The organism is Microbispora sp. ZYX-F-249, assembly GCF_039649665.1.
Classification (GTDB): Bacteria; Actinomycetota; Actinomycetes; order Streptosporangiales; family Streptosporangiaceae; genus Microbispora; species Microbispora maris.
Window position 1 is genome coordinate 60,582 of sequence record NZ_JBDJAW010000026.1, and the last position, 14,638, is coordinate 75,219.

The window sequence follows — 14,638 nt, forward strand, 5'->3', positions numbered from 1 at the left end:
CCGTGAACTCCCGGCGGCACGAGTGGAGAGACAGGACCGTCAGATCCCCGAGGGTTAGGTTCCGGCTCGATGCCATGGTGTCGTTGATGATCCCCCTTGCCACCCCACGCCAGGACGCGGACCTGATCGCCGAGTCCAGGGCGCGGCCCGAGGCGTTCGCGGCGCTGTTCGACCGCTACGCGGCGATGCTCTACCGCTACGTGTCCCGCCGCCTCGGCCCGGAGGTCGCCGAGGACCTGGTGGGCGAGACGTTCCTCGTCGCGTTCCGGCGCCGGGACCGCTACGACCTCACCCGTCCGGACGCCCGTCCCTGGCTGTTCGGCATCGTCAGCAAGCTCGTCTCCCGGCACCACCGCGACGAGGCCGCCCGCTACCGCGCGCTCACCCGCAGTCCTGTCGACGACGTCGCGGAGTCCCCCGCCGAACGGGTCGAGGACGGCGTGCGCGCGACGGCCGTGCGCCCGCTGCTCGCCGCCGCGCTCGCGCGCCTGCCGAAGGGCGACCGCGACGTCCTGCTGCTCATCGCCTGGGCCGACCTGTCGTACGACGAGGTGGCGCAGGCCCTGGGCATCCCCGTGGGCACGGTGCGCTCACGCCTGAACCGGGCCCGCCGCAAGGTGCGCGAGGCGCTCGGCCACACCAATCCGCTGCGGGACGAGGAGTGACCATGGACGACCTCACGACGCTCCGCGATTTCGGCCGGGGTCTCGAGCACGAGCCTCCCGCCGGGCTCGTACGCCAGCGGGGCCGCCTGCTGGACGAGGCGGCGGGCGGGCGCGCGCGGCGCCCGGCGAGATGGCCGGGCGGCCGCCGGGCGGGCTGGATCGCCCTGGCGGCGGTCGCGGTGGTCACCGCCGCGCTGGTCGTGGTGCCGACCGTGCTGCTGCGCGGGAGCACCGGCGCGCACCTGCTGACGCCGGCCACGGGAGACCGTCCGTTCAAGAAGGGCGAGGCGCTGACCGTGCTGCTCCTCGGCACCGACCGGCGCCCATCCTGGGGCGACCCGGAATCGAGTGAGCAAAGCGATCTCATGATCCTCCTGCGGCTGTCCGCCGACCGGAAGCGGGCGACGGCCGTCAGCCTGCCCCGCGACTCCCTGGTCCGGATTCCGCAGTGCCGGTCCGCCGACGGCAGGACCGTCGCCGCGCATCAGGATCTCATCAACCAGGCGTACTCGATCGGCGGTCTGCCGTGTGCGTGGAAGACGGTGGAGACCACGACGGGCGTGCGCGTCGACCACGCCGTCGCCATCCGCTACGACGGCCTGGCGAAGCTAGTCGACGCGCTCGGCGGCGTCGAGGTCACCCTCCCCCACGCGGTGGACGACCCCAAGTCGAAGCTGAAACTGCCGGCCGGCCGCTCCCTGGTGAACGGCGAGACCGCGGTGGCGTACGCACGCCTGCGGTACGTGGGCGACGGCTCCGACATCGCCCGCATCAAGCGGAACATGGCCCTGCTGCAGGCGATGCTGAAGAAGGCCTCCCGTCTCGACGAGCCCGCCGCCCTGGTCTCCTTCGTCCGCGTGGCCGCCACGTCGGTCACCACCGACGCGGGGCTGGACCTGGACGCCATGGTCACGCTGGCCGTGGACGTGCAGCGGGCCGGCACCCGGGTCACGGCCCTGACCGTGCCGTGGCGGCCCGCGGCGCAGGATCCGAACCGGATCGAGTGGAAGCAGCCCGAGGCCTCCCGCCTGTTCGCACGATTCGCCGACGAGTGAGCCCGCGGCGCCGGGGGCCGGCGGCGTCGCGGCGCGTGATCAGGCCCGCTGGACGGCCGGTTCCCACAGCTCGGCGGCGCGGGCCTCGGCGAGAGCGCCGATGCGGGCCAGCGCCTCGGCGGCGGGCATCGCCGGCAGGGCGCGCCCGTCGCGCAGCCGCAGCGCGACCTGGTCGTTCCCGGCCTCCTTCGCGCCGATCACCGCCTGGTAGGGCGCCAGGCGGGCGGCCCGGACGCGGGCGCCCAGGCTGCCGTGCTCGGGACCGGAGACCTCCGCCCGCAGGCCCAGCTCGGCGCAGCGCCGTACGAGCGCCTCGGCCGGGGGCAGCTCGGCCTCGGTCACCGGCAGGACCACCAGCTGGGTGGGGGCGAGCCAGGCGGGGAAGGCGCCGCCGTACACCTCGATGAGGTGCGCGACGGCCCGCTCCACGCTGCCGATGATGCTGCGGTGGACCATGACGGGCCGGTGCCTGCCGCCGTCCGGGCCGATGTAGTGCAGGTCGAACCGTTCCGGCTGGTGGAAGTCGACCTGCACGGTGGACAGGGTGGCCTCGCGCCCGGCGCCGTCGGCGATCTGCACGTCGATCTTCGGGCCGTAGAACGCCGCCTCGCCCTCCACCGCCTCGTACGCCAGTCCGGAGCGGTCGAGCACCTCGGTCAGCATGGCGGTCGCCCGCCGCCACATCTCGGGAGCCGCGACGTACTTCCCGCCGGCCCCCGGCAGCGACAGCCGGTGGCGGACCGGCCGGATGCCGAGCACGGCGTACGCGCTCCTGATCATCTCCAGGGCCCCGGCGGCCTCGGCGGCGACCTGGTCGAGGGTGCAGAAGATGTGCGCGTCGTTGAGCTGGATCGCCCGCACGCGGGTCAGCCCGCCGAGCACGCCCGAGAGCTCCGAGCGGTACATGCCGCCCAGTTCGGCGACGCGCAGCGGCAACTCCCGGTAGCTGTGCGACCGGGACCGGTAGATCAACGCGTGGTGGGGGCACAGGCTCGGCCGCAGCACGACCTGCTCGCCCCCGAGGTCCATCGGCGGGAACATGTCGTCGCTGTAGTGGGACCAGTGCCCCGAGATCTCGTACAGCTCCCGTTTGCCCAGCACGGGGGAGTACACGTGCCGGTAGCCCGCCCGCCGTTCGGCGTCGCGGATGTACTCCTCCAGGGTGTGCCGGATGACGGCTCCTATCGGGCAGACTAAAAAACTAGGTCTGCTCCGGCGTCGAGGGAGCGGGAGACATGGCTGATAGCCGGTTCACCATCGGACTGATCTACGACGTCACCAAGGTATTGGAGCAGCACGGCTACCGGCTCCCCGATGGCGACAGCCGGACCAGAGCACTCGGTGCGTTCTCCGGCGTGCTCCTGCACCTCGTTGAGACTTACGAGGGACGTCGAGACAGCCTCGGCGACGAGGTCGCCTGATCAAAACGGCCCCAAGCGGGTGCAGCGAACACCTGCTCAGGGCCTTGACCCCCACCTGCGGAACCAGGAGAGGACCTATGAACGACGTTACAGGAACCCCCGAGCCGGAAGACGTTTCCGCGCTGATCAGCGAGGCCGAGGCATTCCTGGCCAGCCAGCAGCCCGCGACGGTACCCGCCGCGTCGGCGGCCGTTAACGGCGAGACCAGGCGCGTGCGCCAGCTCCGGGCCGAGGTCGCCGAGGCGGCCCTGTTGGCCGAACTGCAGAACGACGACACCCCGCTCCGGCTCGACACGGACCGCGTGCGCAAGCGGCGCAAGAAGGCCCACGAGGCCGCGCGGCTTCACCAGCTCGCCCAGGACCCGGTCATGCGGGCCTGGCAGGCCGCGCGCATGCGGAAGCTGCTCGTGGCCGGGTCCATGGTGTCGCTGGCCCTGGCGCTGACCTGGTCGACGGCGGGCGTGCAGGTGTTCGCGGCCGAGGGCGCCGCGATGTGGTCCCCGGCCTGGATCTTCGCCTGGTTCGTTGAGCCGTTCATGTCCCTGGCCCTGCTCGTGGTCGTCGGCGCAAAGGCCTACCTCGGCACCCGTGGCCAGCCGATTCAGTCCAAGACCCTGACCCGGATCGAGTGGCTGTTCCTCGCTCTGACGCTCGGCATGAACGCCTGGCGTCACCTGCCGTTCGTCGCCGACGAGTTCAGCCTGTCGGCCCTGGTGCTGCACATCCTCGGCCCCATCGTGGCCGTGGCTGTGGTGACGGCCCTGCCGATCATCCTGGAGGCCTTCACGGGCCTGGACCACGGCGCCCCCAAGGCGGCTGCCCCTGCCCCCTCCCCGTCGGTCGGCCGGAAGCCTGTCTCGGCCCCTCGTCGGACGCCCCTCCGGACCCCTGGCGACCAGGGATCGGATAGGGAAGGCGACCGCCGTCCGGTGACCCCCGCGCGGGGCCGGTCGATCGACCAGCACCGGGCCGACCTGATGGCCCGGATCAAGGCCGGAGAGGTCGACGCGCGGCCGTCGGCCGAGGCCATCCGGAAGGCGCTCGGATGCGCCCGGGAGACCGCCGCACAGCTCCGCGACGAACTCAAGAACGCCTGACGAAGTCGGCCCACGAGGGCCAGCCCCCGAAACCAGAACGACCCCGGTCGGTGCGCCAACACCGGCCCGGGGTCTGAGATCCGCCCCTGCTTGACCAGGAGAGATCCTTGAACCACCGTACCGGCATTCGCCGGGCAGAACTTCCTACTGACCACTTCACGACGATCAGCAACCGGTGGGTCCGCGACAAGCGGCTGACCTGGAAGGCGCGCGGTGTCCTCGCCTGGCTGGCCTCTCACAAGGTCGGGTTCCGGGTCTCCGAGAGGGCCCTCATCGCTGCCGCGCCGGAGGGGCGTGACGCCGTACGCGGCGCCCTCAAGGAGCTGGAGCGCCACGGCTACCTCATCCGGGAGCGCCAGCGCGCGGCCAACGGCAGGCTCGGCGACACCGACTACATCCTGTGCGACCCCTGGACCGCCGGAAACCAGCAGGTCAGCACCAACGACGGATTTTCCGTCCCTGGTGGCCCTCGTCAGCCCGAACCTACGCCGGAAAATCCGTCACAGGCCCCCACCAGCGGAAACGAGGTCGACGCCCAGGCCGCACCTACGCCGGATTACCCGTCGCAGGACGTGACCAGCGAGAACGGGGCATCGTCGCAGGTCGGCACCAACGACGGATTTTCCACCCTCTATAAGAAGAACAAGGAGAAGAAGAACAAGAAGAAGACCAGTGATCATCTTCTCGCCGTAGGCGAGCGTACGGTGCGTACCGCGCGAGGCGCCGCGCGGACGCCTTCGGCGAACCAGGGAGATCTTTCCCGGATGGCTGGGGACGTGCTCGGCCAGATGCCGGACCACTACCGGAAGGCTCCGGCCTGGCTGCGCTCCCGGATGCTCAAGCGGATCGCCGAGGCCCTGGCCGACCGTTCCCCGCTGGCCCTCGTGGCCTACGCCCACCGGTTCGCCGCTGACCCGAATTTCGGCGACTACGAGCACCTTCGCCGGTTCTCGGACCTGATCCGGAAGCTTGACGCCGATGTAGCCGAGGGCATCACCTGCCCCCGCTGTGGTCGCGACCCCCTCCACACCTTCTGCCCCGCTGACGTCGAGGGAGGCACCGATGAGCGCTGACGCCGTCGAAATCGGCCTGAGCGACCCTGAGCGCGCTCCTCGGCCCGTTTCCGGGGCCAAGATGACCATGGACACCTCCGAGTCAGGCAAGGGTGCTCAGAGCCTCACCAGTGACGAGCAGGCGGGCCAGGACGCCCGGCAGACCGCCGCCGGTCGGCCGCTGTCGCCGAGCGGCGCCGGGGCCCTGCGGTACGCCGTGAGCGTCGTCGGTCACGGGGCCCTGCGGACGCCCCTGCACACCTGGGAGCGGGCCTGGGACTGGCTCAAGCTGGCCCACCTGCGGGACGGCGGCACGCACCGGGGCCAGGTCGCCGAGCGGCACGCGGCGGCGTACACGAAGCTCCAGCAGGACCGGGCCCGCCGGGCCGGTGCCGTGGCAAGGGTCGCCGCCTGGCCGTGGAGGACCCGGGCGAAGGTCGGGAAGGTTCCCGTGGCGCTCGTGACCTGGGGCGTCACCACGGGCGAGGCGGTGTATGCCGCCCAGCCGGCGAATCCGTTCCTGGCTACCGTCCTCGGCGGTGTCAACGGCGTGTTGGCCGACGCGGTCGCGGCCGTGGCCCACCTGGCCAGCCCTGTTGCCCTGCCTGCCGCCGGTCTCGCTGGCCTGGCGGCCGTGGGCGGGAGCATCCGGCGGGAGCATGACCGGCGCCGCGCGCTGCTGGTCGTCCGTGACGGGGTCGACGTCGGCCTGCGCGAGGGCGGGGAACTGCTCCCGGCCGTCCCGATCGCTGGCTGCTCGCACCCGAACGCTGCGATGGAGGCCGTACGGCGGGCCCTGGCCATCGAGCGGGTGAACGTCCGGCCGCTGTCGGCTACCGCAACGCCGTGGGGCTGGGAAGTGGTCGTCCAGATGCGCCAGGGCAAGCCCGGGGACATCACCCGCGCGGCGGCCGACCTGGAGACGCTGCTCGACGTCCGGGAGGCGGGCGTGCTCGTCACCCCGCACCGGGACCGGCGGGCCCGGGTCACGCTCCGGGTGGTCGAGTCGGACCCGTGGGCCGACATGCCGACGGTGCCGGACTACGCGGGCCCGGACTGGACCGTGCGGGACCCGATTTGGCTGGGCCAGAGGCTCGACGGCGCCCAGGTCCGTACGGCGTTCGCCAGCAAGCACTCGCTGATCCTGGCCGCGTCCGGCGGCGGTAAGAGCATCCTGCTGCGGCTGATCGCGGACGGTCTCGGCGCGGCGGCCGACGTCCACATGTGGGACCTGGACCCGTCGGGCGTGGGCCAGGCACCGCAGGCGGCCGTTATGGGGAGGGTGGCCCTGGACCCGGGCGACTGCGAGGCCGCGCTGACGGACGCCGTGGCCATCGCCGTGGCACGGACGCGGCTGCTGCGCAGGCTCGGCATGGGCGACGCATGGCAGGCCTCGCCGGAGCGCCCCGCGCTGGCTGTGATCGTGGACGAGTACCCGCGCCTCACCCCGGCCGGGAAGGCGGCGGCCGTCTCCCTGCTGCGGATCGGCCGGAAGGCGGCCGTGTTCATCGTGTTCGCTTCACAAGATTCCAAGAAGGACACCCTCGGCGACAGCATCGCGGGCCAGGTGGCGTTCCGCGCGGCCGGGCCGGGCCTCCAGGACTGGCAGGCTGACCTGTTGTTCGGCGCGGGCGCCAGGGCGCGCGGCTGGGACCCGGGCCGGTACCAGCCCGCCACGAGCGCCGACAGCCCGAACGACGCGGGGACGTTCTACGTGGCCGGCGCGGGCGAGGACATCGCGTTGCCCATGCGGGTCGGTTACATGGCGGGAGCCGTGGCGCAGTCCCGCGCCGAGCGGTACGCCACCCTCGGCCGGTGCCCGCTGCTCGACGTCGACACGCTGACGGCCGCAGGCCTGGACGCGGCGGGCGTGTACGTCCGTACGGACGACGAGGGCGCCCAGGTGGTCTCCCTGGCCACGATCGAGCCGGAGCCGGTTCCTGATGAGGCCCTGACCCTGCTGGAGGCCATCGCCGACGACGTCCAGGCCTACGGGGCCGAGTGGATCCCGGCGGCCGAGCTGGCGGCGCAGGCTGCCGAGCGGATGGGCTGGACGCCGGGGAAGGCGGCCGAGATGCGGACGGCCGCGCTGCTCGACTCGGCGGGGATCCCCTCGCGGCGCCGGTCGACGGGCGTCGTACGGCCGCGTGCGGCGCTGCTGACGGCGGCCGGGCGGGACCTGCTGGCCTCGGCGTAGCGTCTGCATCGGGGTCGTCACCTGGTCGTCAGGGTGGCGACCCCGATTCGTTCCGGTGTAGTCCCCTTGCAGCCCCTGACCTGCGGAAAGGGCAACTGCGGCGTGTCGTGCAGACCAGCATGCGAGGGGAGGGGGCGAGACGACCGACCTGCGGAAACGGATGAAGGACCGGATCCCCCGCGCGGGTTCCGGCCCTTCGCTTTGGTGCCCCGGTCGCGCCCCCGGCATCCCGGACGGTCAGGGACGCGACCGGGGGTCTACTGGTCGGCCTCAGCAGGCCGGGCCATGAGCCGCTCGCGGGCGCGGCGGGCCGTGTCGGCCATGCGCGTGAAGGCGGCTTCCTGGGTGGCCGTGACGGGCGCTCCGTCTGGCCAGGAGCGGCCCGCCGACTTGAGCCCGGCCGCGATGCGTACGGCGGCGGCCATGCGCTCCAGGCCGGAGAACGTGGCGGCCTCAATGGGCTTGCCGGTGCGGACGTGGACGGCGTGCCAGCGGCCGGTGTCGTCGTCCTGGCGGACATCCCGAAACTCGGGGATTTCCGGGGGGTGACGGGTCATGCACGGATCGTATGACGCGGTATAGAGCGGTGTACAGCGGTAGGCCGCTACCTGTTGGTTTATGCAGCTCAGGGCCGTTCTACGTTGGCGGCATGCGTGACGACTTTGACCCCGAGGCGGCCGTACCCGGTTACGTCTACGTGCGGATGGCCGACCACATCGCGGCGCGCATCGCCTCCGGTGAGATCCCGGTGAATGCCCGGCTGGCCGGTGAACGCGCGCTGGCCGAGGAGTACGGCGTGGCGCTGGGCACCGCGCGGCGGGCGATCGAGGAGCTACGAGACCGGGGCCTCGTCGTCACCCTGCCCGCCAAGGGCACGTATGTGGTGGAACCTGGCGGGCCGGACGGAGAGACGCCGGAGACCACTTGACCAGCGTGGGCCGGGGGACGGGAGTTAGTAGGGGCTCGACAGCCGGGGGTTTGCCGGCTGATTGTCGCCGCAGGTCAGAGCGGGTAGCGGGCGACGCGGGGAAGGCCTCGGCGGCTGGCCGCCAGTTGGGAGGGCCTTCCGCCCTCTACCTGGGCGGATCCAACTCCCGGCGGGGTTAGTTCCGAGAAACGGCCGGGCGGCGCGGGGACGCAATAGTTAGTACTTGCCCCGGGCACCCCGGCCTCGTCATGCGGCGGGGCCGTCGGGCCCCATCGGGACCTGCTCGGACTCCCGAAGGATCTGGTCCAGCATCCGGGCGTCGAGCAGGCGGCCGAGGCCGACGATGGCCCGCTTCAGGTGCTCGACCTGAGCGAAGGTGAGCCGGTAGCGGACGATCTCGTCGGCGGCGTCCTCGTCACCCCTGATGACGCACTCCAGGGCATCCCTGGCCCTGGCCGTGAACGATCGCCGGACGAGGGCGCCGCCGATGTCCGACAGCAGCAGCCCCACCCGCTCCAGGGCTGGCCTACGCTTCACGGGACGGCCTCACGGCCGGGGCGGTGCGGCTGGCGGCGGCCGAGGCGTCCGGCGCCGTATGACTGGCCCTACCTGCCTCGAATTCGTGCGGACGAGGGTCCAGGGCCGCGGCGACATGCTCCAGCTCGCCGATCTGGTCGTCTCCGACCGGGTCGGGCGCGCCGGTATAGCGCTGCAAGCGGGCACGCTGTGCGGCGGTCACGTCAGAGACGAAGTCCCAATTCATGGTCACTGTCAGTCCTCCATAGGGGATCTGTCGGCCTGCTGGCGGCCGAGGGGAATGGTCACGCGGCTCTGGTCGCCCGGTACGTGCGGCTGTACTCGGCCCTACAGATGGAGCAGTAGCGGACGCCACGGCTGTCGACGCGGTCGTACGGGTGCCCCTGCGGGCAGGCCGTTTTCCGGGCGTTCCTGGCCGATGGGCCGTTGCCCCTCAACACGTTTTCCCGGTGCGTCACCGGCCGTACGTGCTCAGGGTGCGCACACAGCGGACCGATACAGCCGTCATCGGGGAACCGGTAGTGGTCCATCTCCAGGCCCTCGGGGACGGGCCCGTTGTTGGCCTCCCACGCCCATCGGTAGGCGGTCTGAAACCGGGTGCCGGTCCAGAACAGACCGCGAGGCCCGCCGGGCCGATGGCCGTTGGTGGCTCCGGTCCAGCGCCAGCAGCCGTTTTCTAGGACCTCGATCTTCTCGGCGAACCGGCGGACGGCCGTGCCGTAGACCATACCCGGCAGGATTTTCCCGCGAAAATAATCGGAGACCGCACGGGCGAATATGCTGGTAGTCATTGACTGCTTCTCCATGGTCGTGGTGGACCAGGAGGCAGGGCCGGGCGCCCAGAAATTGGGATTCCTCTGAGCGCCCATTATTTTCCGTATCGGGAGCCGTTTTATTTGCCGGGTGGTACGTCAGCCCTCCTCTACTGGCTACAGGACGTAGAGCCGGGTCTCGCGAATCCCCATCAGACCTTCGGACCCACGGTGCTCGTACAGGACGCCTTCCTGCTTCAGCGTCTCGACGCTCTGCCGGAAATCGGCAGAGCTGGCGTTCGGGAACGTCCGCAGGAAATCGCGCTCAACCTGTTTGGTGTCGGCCGGACGCCGCTCAACCTCTACGTAGCGGTTGACGATGTCGACCAGGGTCCTCCCGACCGTGGACATGAAGTCCGCCTGCTGGGCCTGCTGCTGCGCGGCCTGATGGGCTGCGACCTGCGCGGCCTGGCGGGTCTGGCGGGCGGCGATACGATCCGGGCTCCAGAAATTGCTGGTACTCATTCGGTAATTCCTTTTCGTTGGTTGGGGATTTCTCAGGCGGCCTTGCGGTCGGGCTTGTGAGTCGCGACGTACCAAAAGGTGAAGGCGTCGCTCTTGTCCTGATCAGCGATGATGTCAGCGATATCGCTCAGCGAGAAGACGGGGACAAGCCGCTCCAGGAACCGAAAGCTGGTCGGCTTCCCATTGCTCAGCCGCCACATCTGGTAGTCGGTGCTACCGATTAGACGGGCCAGCGCATATCGGCTCATTCCCTTCTCATCGCAGATCTCCTTGAAACGATCCGCTGACACCAGTATTCCTTTCATATCTACCACGGTAGCAGACATGATTTCCGGGATAGTAGCGCCGAGGATGGACCCCTACGCAATTCCGGAATAAGCTACTGTCTTTTGAATACCGACGAAATCGACGTCGGAGACCAAACGCCCTATGCCTGGGGCGGCCGACTTAACGGTGGGTGGGGGCCGCCTTTGCCAAGGAGGCCGAGGGCAGGTGGGCACGGCGCGCGGGGCCGAGATGGCCGACGGCGACGAGGCCGAGCAGCGGGGGGCAGGCATGACGAGGGCGGCCGCCCACGGCGGGCGGGCACTCCAGGCGATTCATCAGGCTGGCGACTGCCCGGTAACGGGGTTGTCGTGGAGGCCGCCAGGGCTGTCGTTAGGTCGCCTGCCGTCGCCTGTTACGGGAGGATCGTGGTTGACCCGGAGAAGCTAATCCTCTCGTTCTTCGCTGGTACCCAGGGTGTAACCCATTGCCGTTTCCGGCTGCACTCGAACAAGCTCGGTAGTCCCGTCCGAGTGGGGAGCAGCCGCCCATCCAGATGGCCAGTGGTGTTCTCTCGCAGGATCGGTCACGCGGGCTTCGTCTAGCCGGAAGAGCTCTTCTCCGGTGGGATCGCCGAAGTTAGCTGACCCTGAGAAGGTCGCCTTCTTGAAATCGGCGTTCCCGGAGAAGGTCGCCTCTTTGAAATCGGCGCCGCCAGAGAAGGTCGCCACCCTGAAGTCGGCGTTCCCGGAGAAGGTCGCCTCTTGGAAATCGGCATCCCTGGTGAATACTGCATTGTAGAAAAAGGCCGTTTGGGAGAAGGTGACCCTGTCGAAGTATGCCCTTCTGATGAACGTGGCCCCACCGAACCAGGCCTCTTCGATGAAGGTCGCACGGCTGAACCGCGTTGCGCGGCGGAAGGTCGCCCCGTTGAAATCGCCCTCGTCATGAACGGTTATCAAGTCGAATGAGGCTGTGTCGCAGAAGGTGGCTGCGACGAACGAGACGCGGGAGAACTTTGCCCAGCCGAACCAGGCCTCCCCTAAGAAGGTTGCTTCGTCGAACACGGCCGTGCCTGTGAAGTCCGCCCAAGCGAACGATGCCCCTCCCAAGAAGGTCGCCCCCTGGAAGATGCCTTCGGCGACGTGGCATCGCGTGAAGTGGAAGTCGATGAGCGTAGCGCCGCTCAGGTCGATCCGCATGCCATGCCAGAAGCGTGGATCAGGCGAGGGGCCGTCACGCTGGTCGGCTGGCCGGTTATCCCGTAGATGCTCGGCGAGAATGCGCTGGGCTGCGAGCCGGACTTGCCGCTCTCCTTCCGGGTCTCCTCCCTGGACCCCATGGTCGGCCGGCTGAGTGACGCCAGAATGACCGTTGCGGGCTGCGTGGTACCGGCGCCGTGCGGCCCGTAGCGCTTCCCGCCGCTCCTGCTCTGGATCGGAGGGCGTGGGAGGACTGTAGGGCATCCGCAGGTAGGCACAGATGACGTTCACGATCGTCTGACGGTGGCCCTCGTTGTCCTGAGCCAGGCGCTCCAGCGCGTACATGCCAGCCAGCCGCACGGCGGCCTTGCCGTGGCCGAGCTGCTCGGCGGCCTTGGTGTACAACTCGGTAATACGTCGTTCGAGCGCGTCGCGCCGGTTGTCCTCGGCGACACGCTCGGCGTGCGTGGCGTCTCGCTCCGCGTCGCGTTCGGCGAAGGCTGCGTCGCGCTCGGCCTGCAGCGCGGTCAACACCATCGTGAGTTCTTGGTGGCGCTGTCGGCGGAACGCTAGAGCCAGGGTGAACGCGGCCCCCACCGCCGCCCCGGCAGTCAGCGCGGTACGTATGGCCTCGCTGGTAGCCGTTGAGACTTCGACGCTTGTCGGCCCTGTCGGTGTGGGGGCGGGGCTCGCGGTCCCCGTGGAGACCGGTCTCGGACTGGGCGCGGCGACGCCACGCAGGAGCAGCCAACTGGTGAGCGCGACGGTCGATACCGTCAGCAGCACTGCCAGGGCGATCCACCACCCGGCCGACCGTGGCTCGCGGAGCCGGGATAGCCGCTGTTCCAAGAGTTCGATCCGCGACTGGTCGGCCTTCGGCCCAGGCGTTTCCGGCCGGGCACGCCGACGAAGCCACCCCACACCACGCATGACCGCCATCCCATCCGACACCGCCCGATCTCGCCGTGCGTGTCTTCCGATCGTTATCCCTGACAGGGAGATGCCGGCCTTCACACCAGCCGGACGCGCTCAGCGTCGCCAGTGGCCGTCCCGGCAGACGTAGGTCCGGCCGCGGTTGCTCATCCCGACGGCCCCCTCGTTGCCGCAGAACCCGCCCGGGTTCACGCCGGAGATGACCGACGGGGTGTCGTCCTCGGTCTCGCGGGGCGCCGGTTTCGGCGAGGGCTTCGACCTCGGCTTGCGGCCCTTGCTGGGGTCCAGGTCGTCCCGGTCGACCGACTTGTTCACTCCGTCGCCGTCGGCGTCGCGGTCCCTACGGTCGCGGATCCCATCCCCGTCGAAATCGTCCGTGGGAGAGGGACTGGGCGTTGGCGTCTCGGTAGGAGTGGGATCGGTCGGTTCGAATAGGTCGGTCGCCGTATAGGACGGGAACGGGGACGGTGACGGAAGTGGAGGAGCCGAGTCCCCGAATATCGCGCCGCACGCGGCGAACAACGCGAACATCACCGCGAGAAGCAGCAGGCAGCCGCATCCTTTCTGGGCCTTGGTTGCTGGCTTGGGCTGCTTGGGTGCACGGGGGGTCGGCAACGCAGCTACCTTCCTGATCGGGGGGGAGAGGGAGCTTAACTTGGAGCGATCCACTCGCGGGGCTCAAGTGACAGAAATGATCTCGGCCCCATTTCGGAATCGGCCACTGTCAGACAGGCCGGGCGTTTTCGTACATGGGAAACCAGGCCGGGGGCTCCCGGGCTCGGGCACTTAAGGGTGCCTCGGGTCGCCATTTGTCAAGGGGGGGCGAAGCCGGCGGCCGACGAGGCCGAGCAGCAGGGGGCCAGGCATGACAAGAGCGCCCACCCACGGCAGGGCAGGCGCTCCAGACGGCCGACGAGGCCGGGCGACTACAGGCCGCTCACGGGGTTGTCTTCCCACCTATCGGCCTCCTCGATGTAGCCGAGCAGGGCCGTGGACCCGTCCTTCCAGCCGCCATGGCGGCCGATCCTCTCCAGGGCGGCGCCAGCGCGCCGGGCGGCCGTGGCGAACCCGCGCCGGAGGCTATGACCGGTCCAGCGGCCCTCCAACCCGGCGGCCGAGGCGATGCGGGTGACGATGTCGGCGACGGCATCGGCGGTCATACGGCCGCTCGGGTCGCCGATCTCCTTGCCGTTCCGCGTGATCGGCGGGGCGATGCGGCCGTGGCGGTCGATGCGAACCAGCAGCGGGCCCGACGCGCGGCCAGCCTCGGCCATCGCGGCCACCAGAGCGCGCACCGCGCGAACAGGGCAGGTCGCGGGGACGCGGCCGTACGGTACGGCAACCTCGGTGAACTTCCTGATCTTGCGCCGGTAGATGGTCACCAGGAGGCCCTCGGGCGTCTCGCGGACGTCGGCGATGTCCAGGGCCACCAGCTCGGAGACACGGGCGGCGCAGGAGTAGCCGAGCAGCAGCGCGGCGGCGTCACGCTTGCCTGCCAGGGTCGAGCGGTCGAGCGTGGCCAGCATCGCGCGCAGGGCGTCCGGAACGGCAGGGTCAGCCTTGCGAGTGACGGCGGCCGGGTCCTTGGCCAGGGCCAGGCGCTCCCGGTAACCGTCGAGCACCTTCCGGACGGCCTTGGTCTCCGGCGGCGTGGCGTTGGCCGTGCGGTGGGCCGTGCGGATGGCGGCCAGGGCCCGCTCGATGCTGGACGGGGCCAGCGGACGACCGGTCTTGGCCGAGGGCGTGTTGGTCAGGTGCGTGACGTACCCGGCAACGGTCTCCGGCGTCGCCGGAAGCGGGACGCGGCCGTGCTCGACGCACCACCGCTCGAAAGCGGTCCAGTCGGCGGCGTACGCGCGCCGGGTCGACGCGGGCATGCCCGCCAGGATGGCTTCCCTCGTGGCCTCGCTCACGGCGAAATCGGCGGCCGAGTAGACCGGCCGGGCGTCGGCGGTCATCGCGGGGGCGGTGGCCGAGACGATGGGGGCGGGGAGAAGGTCGGTCACGGGG

17 protein-coding genes are annotated in these 14,638 nt (G+C 70.3%); 7 read left to right on the top strand and 10 right to left on the bottom strand.

Annotation, left to right across the window (positions count from 1 at the left end):
• Nucleotides 1–86: 86 nt before the first annotated feature.
• Both AAH991_RS27125 and AAH991_RS27130 read left to right on the top strand, forming a co-directional pair.
• Entirely contained in the window at nucleotides 87–665 is a 579-nt protein-coding gene (locus AAH991_RS27125; protein WP_346228737.1) for an RNA polymerase sigma factor, read from the top strand.
• 2 nt (nucleotides 666–667) lie between these two features.
• On the top strand, nucleotides 668–1,720 hold the full coding sequence (locus AAH991_RS27130) for an LCP family protein (RefSeq protein ID WP_346228738.1): 1,053 nt from the start codon (nucleotides 668–670) through the stop codon (nucleotides 1,718–1,720).
• 39 nt (nucleotides 1,721–1,759) lie between these two features.
• Here the strand turns inward: AAH991_RS27130 and thrS are convergent, their stop codons facing one another.
• Nucleotides 1,760–2,905, bottom strand: coding sequence for a threonine--tRNA ligase (gene thrS, locus AAH991_RS27135; protein ID WP_346228803.1), 1,146 nt, complete (start codon nucleotides 2,903–2,905; stop codon nucleotides 1,760–1,762).
• A gap of 50 nt (nucleotides 2,906–2,955) precedes the next feature.
• On the opposite strand from thrS, the gene AAH991_RS27140 reads away from it, so the two are divergent.
• From AAH991_RS27140 to AAH991_RS27155, 4 genes are all read left to right on the top strand, one after another.
• Nucleotides 2,956–3,141: a hypothetical protein gene (locus AAH991_RS27140; RefSeq protein WP_346228739.1), complete on the top strand. Its 186-nt coding sequence runs from the start codon at nucleotides 2,956–2,958 to the stop codon at nucleotides 3,139–3,141.
• Between the two features lie 77 nt (nucleotides 3,142–3,218).
• Nucleotides 3,219–4,238, top strand: coding sequence for a hypothetical protein (locus tag AAH991_RS27145; RefSeq protein ID WP_346228740.1), 1,020 nt, complete (start codon nucleotides 3,219–3,221; stop codon nucleotides 4,236–4,238).
• A gap of 107 nt (nucleotides 4,239–4,345) precedes the next feature.
• On the top strand, nucleotides 4,346–5,311 hold the full coding sequence (locus AAH991_RS27150) for a hypothetical protein (protein ID WP_346228741.1): 966 nt from the start codon (nucleotides 4,346–4,348) through the stop codon (nucleotides 5,309–5,311).
• Entirely contained in the window at nucleotides 5,301–7,487 is a 2,187-nt protein-coding gene (locus tag AAH991_RS27155) for a hypothetical protein (protein ID WP_346228742.1), read from the top strand. The genes AAH991_RS27150 and AAH991_RS27155 overlap by 11 nt, the downstream gene beginning before the upstream one ends.
• Nucleotides 7,488–7,744: 257 nt before the next feature.
• Here the strand turns inward: AAH991_RS27155 and AAH991_RS27160 are convergent, their stop codons facing one another.
• Nucleotides 7,745–8,044 (bottom strand): hypothetical protein, encoded by a 300-nt coding sequence (locus AAH991_RS27160; protein ID WP_346228743.1) that lies wholly within the window; start codon nucleotides 8,042–8,044, stop codon nucleotides 7,745–7,747.
• Between the two features lie 92 nt (nucleotides 8,045–8,136).
• On the opposite strand from AAH991_RS27160, the gene AAH991_RS27165 reads away from it, so the two are divergent.
• Entirely contained in the window at nucleotides 8,137–8,415 is a 279-nt protein-coding gene (locus AAH991_RS27165; RefSeq protein ID WP_346228744.1) for a GntR family transcriptional regulator, read from the top strand.
• A 246-nt stretch (nucleotides 8,416–8,661) separates the two neighbouring features.
• On the opposite strand, the gene AAH991_RS27170 is transcribed toward AAH991_RS27165, so the two are convergent.
• From AAH991_RS27170 to AAH991_RS27205, 8 genes are all read right to left on the bottom strand, one after another.
• Nucleotides 8,662–8,952 carry a hypothetical protein gene (locus AAH991_RS27170; RefSeq protein WP_346228745.1) on the bottom strand — a complete coding sequence of 97 codons (291 nt, stop codon included), beginning with the start codon at nucleotides 8,950–8,952 and terminating at the stop codon, nucleotides 8,662–8,664.
• On the bottom strand, nucleotides 8,942–9,184 hold the full coding sequence (locus tag AAH991_RS27175; protein ID WP_346228746.1) for a hypothetical protein: 243 nt from the start codon (nucleotides 9,182–9,184) through the stop codon (nucleotides 8,942–8,944). The genes AAH991_RS27170 and AAH991_RS27175 overlap by 11 nt, the downstream gene beginning before the upstream one ends.
• Nucleotides 9,185–9,236: 52 nt before the next feature.
• Nucleotides 9,237–9,680, bottom strand: coding sequence for an HNH endonuclease (locus AAH991_RS27180; RefSeq protein ID WP_346228747.1), 444 nt, complete (start codon nucleotides 9,678–9,680; stop codon nucleotides 9,237–9,239).
• 201 nt (nucleotides 9,681–9,881) lie between these two features.
• Nucleotides 9,882–10,229 carry a hypothetical protein gene (locus AAH991_RS27185; protein ID WP_346228748.1) on the bottom strand — a complete coding sequence of 116 codons (348 nt, stop codon included), beginning with the start codon at nucleotides 10,227–10,229 and terminating at the stop codon, nucleotides 9,882–9,884.
• 32 nt (nucleotides 10,230–10,261) lie between these two features.
• Nucleotides 10,262–10,534, bottom strand: coding sequence for a helix-turn-helix domain-containing protein (locus AAH991_RS27190; protein WP_346228749.1), 273 nt, complete (start codon nucleotides 10,532–10,534; stop codon nucleotides 10,262–10,264).
• A 405-nt stretch (nucleotides 10,535–10,939) separates the two neighbouring features.
• Nucleotides 10,940–12,232, bottom strand: coding sequence for a pentapeptide repeat-containing protein (locus AAH991_RS27195; protein ID WP_346228750.1), 1,293 nt, complete (start codon nucleotides 12,230–12,232; stop codon nucleotides 10,940–10,942).
• 492 nt (nucleotides 12,233–12,724) lie between these two features.
• Complete coding sequence (locus AAH991_RS27200; protein WP_346228751.1) at nucleotides 12,725–12,943, bottom strand: hypothetical protein; 219 nt, start codon at nucleotides 12,941–12,943, stop codon at nucleotides 12,725–12,727.
• Nucleotides 12,944–13,554: 611 nt separating this feature from the next.
• Nucleotides 13,555–14,634 (bottom strand): site-specific integrase, encoded by a 1,080-nt coding sequence (locus tag AAH991_RS27205; RefSeq protein WP_346228752.1) that lies wholly within the window; start codon nucleotides 14,632–14,634, stop codon nucleotides 13,555–13,557.
• Nucleotides 14,635–14,638 lie beyond the last annotated feature (4 nt).